The organism is Aerococcus agrisoli (genome assembly GCF_003797145.1).
GTDB classification, from domain to species: domain Bacteria; phylum Bacillota; class Bacilli; order Lactobacillales; family Aerococcaceae; genus Aerococcus; species Aerococcus agrisoli.
In genome coordinates, this window is sequence record NZ_RKMG01000044.1 from 1 (window position 1) to 8,949 (window position 8,949).

At 39.2% G+C, this 8,949-nt stretch carries 7 protein-coding genes; 4 read left to right on the forward strand and 3 right to left on the reverse strand.

Going from position 1 to position 8,949, the window contains the following annotated elements:
- Positions 1-121 precede the first annotated feature (121 nt).
- A complete protein-coding gene (locus EF384_RS09030; RefSeq protein ID WP_123781315.1) occupies positions 122-691 on the reverse strand; it encodes an LOG family protein in 570 nt (189 codons plus the stop codon).
- Between the two features lie 149 nt (positions 692-840).
- On the opposite strand from EF384_RS09030, the gene EF384_RS09035 reads away from it, so the two are divergent.
- A complete protein-coding gene (locus EF384_RS09035; protein WP_233570085.1) occupies positions 841-1,398 on the forward strand; it encodes a rhodanese-like domain-containing protein in 558 nt (185 codons plus the stop codon).
- A 370-nt stretch (positions 1,399-1,768) separates the two neighbouring features.
- On the opposite strand, the gene EF384_RS09040 is transcribed toward EF384_RS09035, so the two are convergent.
- Both EF384_RS09040 and rlmD read right to left on the reverse strand, forming a co-directional pair.
- Positions 1,769-2,935, reverse strand: coding sequence for a hypothetical protein (locus tag EF384_RS09040; protein ID WP_123781317.1), 1,167 nt, complete (start codon positions 2,933-2,935; stop codon positions 1,769-1,771).
- Between the two features lie 363 nt (positions 2,936-3,298).
- A complete protein-coding gene (rlmD, locus tag EF384_RS09045) occupies positions 3,299-4,699 on the reverse strand; it encodes a 23S rRNA (uracil(1939)-C(5))-methyltransferase RlmD (RefSeq protein ID WP_123781319.1) in 1,401 nt (466 codons plus the stop codon).
- A 191-nt stretch (positions 4,700-4,890) separates the two neighbouring features.
- Here rlmD and EF384_RS09050 point away from each other — a divergent pair, with 191 nt between their 5' ends.
- The 3 genes from EF384_RS09050 to EF384_RS09060 all read left to right on the forward strand — a co-directional run bounded on the left by EF384_RS09050 (position 4,891) and on the right by EF384_RS09060 (position 8,739).
- On the forward strand, positions 4,891-6,279 hold the full coding sequence (locus EF384_RS09050; protein ID WP_123781321.1) for a glycoside hydrolase family 1 protein: 1,389 nt from the start codon (positions 4,891-4,893) through the stop codon (positions 6,277-6,279).
- Positions 6,280-6,306: 27 nt separating this feature from the next.
- The gene (gene celB, locus EF384_RS09055) at positions 6,307-7,578 is read left to right on the forward strand and encodes a PTS cellobiose transporter subunit IIC (RefSeq protein WP_123781324.1); all 1,272 of its coding nucleotides are present in this window, start codon (positions 6,307-6,309) and stop codon (positions 7,576-7,578) included.
- Between the two features lie 444 nt (positions 7,579-8,022).
- The gene (locus EF384_RS09060) at positions 8,023-8,739 is read left to right on the forward strand and encodes a GntR family transcriptional regulator (RefSeq protein ID WP_123781325.1); all 717 of its coding nucleotides are present in this window, start codon (positions 8,023-8,025) and stop codon (positions 8,737-8,739) included.
- Positions 8,740-8,949: the final 210 nt, after the last annotated feature.

An 8,949-nucleotide genomic window follows, 5' to 3' on the forward strand; every position in this document is an offset into this window, starting at 1 on the left:
AACTTTTTGGGTCCACTATACAACTCTTATTAAGAATTGTGTACACCTTTTTAGCGGCCTTTTGTATCAGCCTCTTTTAATTTCAATCACTATTTGCTATATATCTGAATACAGTAACTGCCTACCATTTTTTCTTGTAATCTGGTTGATAGGCAATAATTTTGTCTAATAAGGTCTGTGGATCTGCATCAATAATGACCATATCCCGGTACTGTTGGTGCAAGAACCCTTCAGCCACGGCATGATCCAAGTAGGTCAATAGCGGTTGATAATAATTATTTACATTCAATAAGGCAATCGGATGATCTAAATAACCCACCTGTGCCCATGTATATACCTCAAACCATTCTTCCATGGTACCAGGTCCTCCTGGCAAAGCAATAAAAGCATCGGCTAATGCCATCATCTTTGCCTTACGCTCTTGCATCCCGTGAACCACATATAGTTGATCTAGATTAGGATGTTGAATTTCATTATCCACTAATTTTTGAGGCACGACGCCGATAACTTTGCCTCCTGCCGCTAATGCACCATCAGCCAAAGAGGCCATACACCCTACATTAGAACCCCCATATACCAAGGTTTTACCCGCTTGAGCCAGCACTTGTCCCATTTCTCTCGCTTTTGCCTGATATATTGGATCATTACCCGCTGAAGACCCTAAATAAACTGCCACACTTTCAATTGCCATTGTATTTCCAACCTCTCATTTATCAATTTGTCGATTTGTTGAATAGTATACCATCTTGTTTCAACAGAAAAAACGGATATTCAACAAGCCCCCAAATTGACAGTATTCGCAACTAGATGCTATAATTTCCCTAAAAGGGGTGTGCTATTTTGAAAACATACAATTATACAGAATTAACGGATGAATTAGTCATTGACGTTCGTGACAACACCATTTTCCGTGCAGGTCATTTAGCAAACAGTTTAAACCTAACTGCTAAACAAATGCCGAAATATTACCCAGCTTTAGTAGAAAGTGGTCAGACAATTGTTGCAGTTGTAAATGATCCAAGTGATTTAGATGCAATCGATACAGCTGTCTTTGCTGGTTATATCTTATTCGCTGACATCGATGCTGATGCGTTGGTGACAACCGACACTATTAAAGCTGACGATTTCTTAGCATTGGACACAGACTATGTCTTACTAGACCTACGTCACCCAGACGAAATCACGCGACCAGCACCTAAGAAAAATCTAGTCAACATTGCATTAGAAACCTTACCAGAAAACTTAGACCAATTAGATAAAGACGCAACCATCTATACCCTATGTGGTTCAGGTGGTCGTGCCACTGCAGGTGCAGCTTATCTAGCTAAAAATGGCTTCACCAATACCCACGTCATCGAAGGCGGTATTAAAGCAGTCATCGAAGCACAAAATAAATAACTATAATAGATGAAAGCGGTTGGGACAAATGGTTCCAACCGCTTTTTGTATATTTGAAAATTGATTATTCCTGAATAATGGGCGATTCGAGACAAAAACGCGAAATTGTATCGAATAAAATTTCATTCGATACATAAAAGATGATTCTTACTGAATGACGGTTCATTCAGTACAAGGCATACAATCTATCTCGAATGGGGTTCTATTCAATAAAATAATCTTATTTTTTATACAATAGCCATTTATTCGAGAGAAAAAACCAAAAAATTCTCGAATGACAGTCTCATTCGAGAATCGCAGTTTTCTGAGCAAGTACGGGACCTGGCTTCCTCGGTAATAGTTGTCCTGTATTTTTCACCAATCGCTTTTATTAATGTCGATTAAGCACATGTAGAATATATTTCGCACTTTCCATAGGGAATGGCACGTCTTTTGGTGCGTACATCTCCACCGTTTCCACATATCCAATCGTAGAGAAAGAATTCGCATATCCTAAAGGCACTTCAACGAGATCCCCTACTTGAATTTTCTTGTTGTCGGTAATGTAATATCTTATTTCATCAGATTCTTGGAAAGAAACCCCACAGACAATTTGTTTCTTTCTTGATTTTGAATCGATTTGCTGTAACCCGTGTAAGATTTCACCCTTACCAAAGTTATCTAACGTATCTTGAATAGCGTCTACAATTAAAAACCAATTTTCAGGCAAGTGCGCCAAATCAAACCTGCCTTTAAGTTCTTGCGTATCACGTTTTGCGTACTCAATCACTAATTCGAAAGTAATCGTTTCATCAGGATTTTTGGGTATTTTGCCTGTTGGTATATCAAGATCTTTCAATAATCCTTCATCTTTTAAATCGTCCATCAACATTTTTATCCGATTCTTCATTCTGAAAAAATGACGAGCCTCAGTATCTTCATCAAGATTTTGAATAATTTGCACGGTTTCAGTTTCCCCGTCAATCACTAAGGACTCAGTATAACGCCAAGTGGTTATAAGCTCCTCTCCATTAATTGAAAGTGCTCGTGGTAATTTGCTTTTACGATGATAATTCAAGGTTAACCGAGTAATTTCATCGCCACCATAAGGATCTGAATAATTTCCATCAAATAAACGTAAGCCAGGAATAGGTATGCATTGTCTAAGTATGTTAGACGTTTCCTCCGCAGTTTCTGCATCTGTGCTACCTACAAATTGGTATTTTTCGCCCGTAATGAATGTTACGACTATGTTCCACAAGCCTAAACTATAATCAGTTGCTACATGTTCATTTTTTACGATAAATTGTAACACCGCGCTATAAAGCACATTTGTTACTTCAACAGGAATTTGGCCATCAAATCTTCTAGGCTTTAATTTCTTATCTTCCACAAAAGAATATACCTGAGCATAGAAATCCACGTTCCCATCAGCATCCACCGTCAATTTTTGAACAGGTTCAATTTCATCCTCAACCTCAAAAATGTCCTCAAGCCAAGGATCGTTGTCAAATCGAATCTCTATTGAGGCAATCGTATTACCCTTTTCTTCACTCATAAAATCCCTCCAATCTGTCCTCTATTAATTAATAGTGTACACGATTTTTTCATTGTGCGAAACATATTAAAAGGCTACTTGATATAGAAAAGGTTGGGACAAATGGTTCCAACCTCTTTTTGTATATTGGGAAAATGATTATTCCTGAATAATGGGCGATTCGAGATAAAAAGCCAAAAAAATTCTCGAATGACAGTCTCATTCGAGAATCGCAGTTTTCTAAGCAAATACAGGACAAGGATTCCTCGGTAATAGTTGTCCTGTATTTTTGACCCAGCCTTCAATATGATTACTTAAACCCTTAAATTATTTCACTTTCTTCAACANGACCCAGCCTTCAATATGATTACTTAAACCCTTAAATTATTTCACTTTCTTCAACAAAACAATTGTCTCCAAGTGTGCAGTGTGTGGGAATTGGTCGATTGGTTGTACTTCTACAACTTCATAACCAAAGTCTTTCAACCAAACTAAATCAGTGGCTAGACTCTTTGGTCCACATGATACATACACGATGCGGTCTGTACCCAAACGACCAATGGCACGCATGACTTTACCGCCGGCACCATTTCTTGGTGGATCTAATAGTAGTAAATCAGGTTGACCCCATACTTCAGGTAACTCTTTCATACCCAAACGTGCATCTGACGCCATAAAGAAGGTATTGTCTAAATTATTGTCTTCCGCATTTCGGCGGGCAGAAAGAATAGAATTTTCTACAATTTCAATACCGGCAACCTCTTTGCTGGCGCGTGCTAACGGCAAACTAAAGGTACCAATACCACAGAACAAGTCTAAGACACGCATATCAGGTGATACTTGTGCCATTGATAAGGCTGTATCTACCATCTTTTCTGCTTGAACTGGATTCACTTGGAAGAAGGTATCCGGCCAAATTCGGAATTTGAAGCCTTGCAGACGGTCATTGATGTAGTCACGTCCGTACATGACGTAGGCGTCGTTATCGTAAGAGCGTTCCATGCCACCCTTCTTCACGATCCATTGGAAAGATTCAATACGTGGTTGCGCAGAAAGCAAACGGTCACGTAAATCATCAATAGCTGCTTGATACTGATCTGGTTGTTCAAGCGCATATAGGGCAACCATGATTTCCCCTGTTGCAAAGGATTGGCGCATCAATAGGTTGGCCAATAATCCTTCCTTAGTATCCTTGTCCACGCCCGGGAACTGGTAGTCCTTTTGCCACTGACCTACAATTTTTTTGATTGCAATCATTTCTTCTGGGGCCAAAATAGAATCTTCCAGGTCAATTACGCGACGGTAATTTCCTTGTTGATGCATGCCTAGCGCACCATCTGCCCCAAAGGTTAACTCCATTTTATTGCGGTAACGGTAAGGATTTTCCATACCTATGATTGGTTTGACCAAGTCTTCGCTCACACCGGCATCCGCCATATACCCTTTAATTAGATTTTCCTTGTGTGCTAATTGGGCTTCATATTTCATGAATTGTAATGGGGCCCCAGCAGCCATTTCTCGATTGGTTGGCATATCTAGGTTACGTAATGGACTTGGTTCTAGCAACTCATCATAGGCAACGCCCGCGCGGTGTCGGCCTTTCGCGTTGACCACAGTTACCCGAACCTTGTCGCCAGGTACCACATTATCAATATGTAGGAGCAAATGTTTCCCATTTGGTCCTTTTTCGGGTGGATGAATATAACGTGCAAAGCCCACACCCTTCTCGTTCAAGCTTTCAACTGTGACATCCAATACTTCAGTTGGATATATATTTTTCTTCAATTATCTACACCTCTTTTGGCTATTTCTATAAAATCATCGCAATTCTTGCATGCTTCTTCAGCATTTTAGCATAGTTTACACCCTTAGAAAAATATTTTTGATAAGTTTCTTGTAATCGCTTGCATATAGTCTTGGTTGTATGTATAATTCTACTTAAAGTTATGTATAGACATATAAAAGGGGTTGTTTAGATGAATTATGAATTTCCGCAAAATTTTTGGTGGGGATCGGCTATTTCTGGTCCACAAACAGAGGGACGCATAGCGGGTGATGGCAAAGGTGATAGTATTTGGGATCACTGGTACCGCGAGCAACCTGACCTATTCTTTGACCAGGTTGGCCCTAGCGAAACGTCAGAGGTATATACCCGTTATAAGGAAGATATTGCTTTAATGAAGGCAACCGGTCACAATTCCATGCGTACCTCTATCCAATGGAGTCGCCTGATTCCAGATGGTATTGGTCCAGTCAATCAACAAGCCGTTGATTTCTATAACAATTATATTGATGAATTGATTGCCAATGATATTGAGCCATTTATGAACTTATTCCATTTCGATATGCCCTTTGCCCTACAAGAAAAAGGTGGTTGGGAAAGTAAGGAAGTGGTTGAAGCCTATGTAACCTACGCTAAGACATGTTTTGAGCTATTTGGTGATCGTGTGAAAAAATGGTTTACCCACAATGAACCAATCGTCCCTGTGGAGGGTGGCTATTTATATCAATTCCACTATCCTGCAGTCGTAGACATGAAGCGTGCCGTACAAGTTGCCTACCACGAAAGCTTAGCAAGCGCTAAAGCTATCAAAGTTTACCACGAGATGAATTTAGATGGTGAAATTGGGATTATTTTAAACCTGACACCAAGCTATCCTCGTGACGCAAATGACCCAGAAGATGTCAAAGCTGCGCAATTAGCTGACGCCTTCTTCAACCGTTCATTCCTAGACCCAGCAATCAAAGGAACCTTCCCTGAAGATCTAGTGGACTTGTTGAAACACTTAGACTACTTACCGGATTATACCGACGAAGAACTTGCCATTATCAAAGAGAATACCATCGATTTATTGGGGATCAACTACTACCAACCGCGCCGAATTCAAAAGAAAGAATCCACAGAACGACTATCTGATAAACCCATGCCGGATGACTATTTCGACAATTATATCTGGCCAGACCGTAAGATGAATCCTTACCGTGGCTGGGAAATTTACGAAAAAGGTATTTATGATTGTTTAATTAATGTCCGTGATAATTACGGTAATATTGCCTGCTATATTTCTGAAAATGGTATGGGCGTTGAAGATGAACAGCGCTTTAAAAATGCTGACGGTGTAATTGAAGATGATTACCGCATTGACTTTATCAAAGGGCATTTACAATATGTACACCAAGCACTTCAAGAAGGTGTGAATGTTAAAGGTTATCACATGTGGACCTGCATGGATAACTGGTCATGGATGAATGCCTACAAGAACCGCTACGGTTTTGTATCTGTCGATTTAGAGGACAACAAGAAACGGACCATCAAGAAAAGTGGTCATTGGTTTAAAGAAGTGACAACAAATAACGGCTTTTAAATTTGGTTTTAAAGAAAGGAACCTATAATGAATAATTTTATTGATAAATTAGCGGAATCGCTAACCCCCTTCGCTGCCAAACTAGGCAATAACCGTTACCTAACTGTATTACGTGATGCCTTCATGTTGGCCTTCCCGTTAACAATGTTTGGTTCTATCGTTGTTGTATTAAATAACCTGCCTTTCTTCAGTGACAACTTGAAAGGAACCTTAGGCACCCTATTTGGTAACGGTCAAAATGCAACCATGTCTATCATGACCGTCTTTGTGGCCTTTGGGATTGGTTACTATTTAACCAAGTCTTATGATGAAGATGGGGTCTTCGGTGGTGCAGTTGCCCTTGCGTCATTCTTAATCCTTACCCCTTTCAACTTTGCAACAGCAGAAGGCGTGGAAATTGCTGGCGCCTTAACTACTGATCGTCTTGGTGCTAAAGGGATGTTCATTGGGATGTTTGCAGCCTTTTTAGCAACTGAAATCTATGTACGCATCAAAAAACGTGGTATTACGATTAATATGCCCGACGGTGTACCGGAAGCAGTGTCTCGCTCATTTTCTTCATTAATTCCAGCCATTGGTACGCTAACTGTATTCTTACTGTTAAATGCCAGTGTGGTCGGTTTATTGAATACCAACTTACATGATATTGTTTATACCTTCATCCAAAAACCGCTAACTGGTTTAGGTTCAAGTTTACCAGCTACCCTATTAGCGCTATTCTTAACACAAATGCTTTGGTTCTTTGGTTTACATGGTCAAGTTATCATCAATTCCGTGTTAGACCCAATCTGGCAAACACTTTCTTTAGAAAACTTAGAAGCCTTCAAAGCTGGTCAAGAATTACCGCATATTATTACTAAATCATTCATGGATACCTTTACTGTAGGCCTTGGTGGTACTGGTATGACCTTAATGGTTGTTGTTCTAATGGCCTTTGTTATGAAGAGCCAACAAATGAAAGAAATCGGACGTTTGGGGATCGGTCCTGGTATCTTTAATGTCAATGAACCAGTCATCTTCGGTTTACCAATTGTACTAAATGCTTCAGTTGCCATTCCTTGGATTCTTACACCACTAGTTGTGACAACTTTTAACTACTTCATGATGTACTCAGGCATCTTCCCATTAACAACTGGGGTTATCGTACCTTGGACTGTGCCTTTGTTCTTCTCAGGTATGATGGCAACGAACTCAGTAATGGGTGGTGTTTTACAACTAATCGATGTCGTAATTGTTGCGGCAATCTGGTTCCCATTCTTGAAAGTACAAGACCGCTTGAATCTAAAAGAAGAAGTTTAATGAAGTTTGCTTATTGATATTTATTGAAAAGACAACTGATCCCCTTCAGTTGTCTTTTTTTTATTCTTTTAGCCTTAAAAAAGATTATTGCTTATTTTTGCTGCATTGTGAATATCCAATTCAAAACAGACAAAAAATGACAAGCAGAAGAGGCTGTGCTTATCTTTATGAGAAAAAACGTAAAGCAAAATGCCCTGAACTGTTCGTTTATCGTTTATTTGCCACTTAATATATACAATCACCAAAAATTTAGATAAATCATCCTGCCCAGTGGTTGCTGGTTTTGGGGCATTTGTTTTTGATGATGGTCACGGTATGTAAAGTGGCGGTGTATTAGATACGTTTTATTTTTTTACAATTGTCTTATTTTTTTGAACATGAGTTTACTAAGTATAGACAATGTACTATAATACGGATAAATAAAACTAACCTAGGAGGGTTTACTTGAACAAGTACGAAGAAATTGCCAACGAATTACGGCGTCGAATCAATGATGGCGAATATGCTGAAGGTGAAATGTTACCTGACCAAATTGAATTGGCCAAGGAATTTTGTGTCAGTCGCATGACCTTGAAGAAAGGCATCGATATGATTGCGATGGAAGGGTTAATCATTAAGAAACGTGGTGTCGGCACCTTTGTCTTGAAAAGTACCTTATGGAACAATGGGGACTCTAAAATTGATGACTATCAAGGTTTAACCCAACAATTTGGTCACCGTAAAATTGTATCGAAGAAAATATTATTTGATATCGTTTTTCCCAATGAAGAACTTCAAAAACTCCTGTTAATCGAAGCATCCGATCCCGTCTATCATGTCCAACGTCTGCGGATCATTGATAACAAACCCTATATCTTGGAGGATTCCTATTTTGTTGCTTCAATCATTACACAATTAAAAGAAGAACATTTATATGGCTCAATTTATGCCTATATTCGAGATGAATTGGGCTTAAAAATAGGTGGTGCCTACCGTAAAATTCACGCAGATGTGCCAGGTGAATTGGATATACAGGAATTAAACTGTGATGAACATACCCCCGTTCTTGAGGTAGAGCAAGTGGTTTACTTAGAAAATGGTACACCATTTGAATATTCTACTTCTAGAAATCGTTATGATACACGCTCATATACCATGACTGATATTGTTGGCCGTCACTAGTTTAATCTATACATTAGAGGCATGGGTTCATATGAAAAAATCCCCGCCTCTTTTTTGTAGCCATAATTTTGTTAACTTGCTTGATTCACATATTCAGTGATAATCCATCAACTACCACCTATTAAAATAGGTGGTTTGTCGTAAAAATTACTGTTGTACAAGCGTCTTACGACTCCAACATTCTTACAACATCTAAGGGTGGTTGACTGG

What these genes read in the sequence shown, in the direction of transcription:
- EF384_RS09040 (WP_123781317.1), bottom strand. Translation starts at nt 2,935, where the DNA reads ATGAGTGAAGAAAAGGGTAATACGATTGCCTCAATAGAGATTCGATTT.
- EF384_RS09050 (WP_123781321.1), top strand. Translation starts at nt 4,891, where the DNA reads ATGAATTATGAATTTCCGCAAAATTTTTGGTGGGGATCGGCTATTTCT.
- celB (WP_123781324.1), top strand. Translation starts at nt 6,307, where the DNA reads ATGAATAATTTTATTGATAAATTAGCGGAATCGCTAACCCCCTTCGCT.
- EF384_RS09030 (WP_123781315.1), bottom strand. Translation starts at nt 691, where the DNA reads ATGGCAATTGAAAGTGTGGCAGTTTATTTAGGGTCTTCAGCGGGTAAT.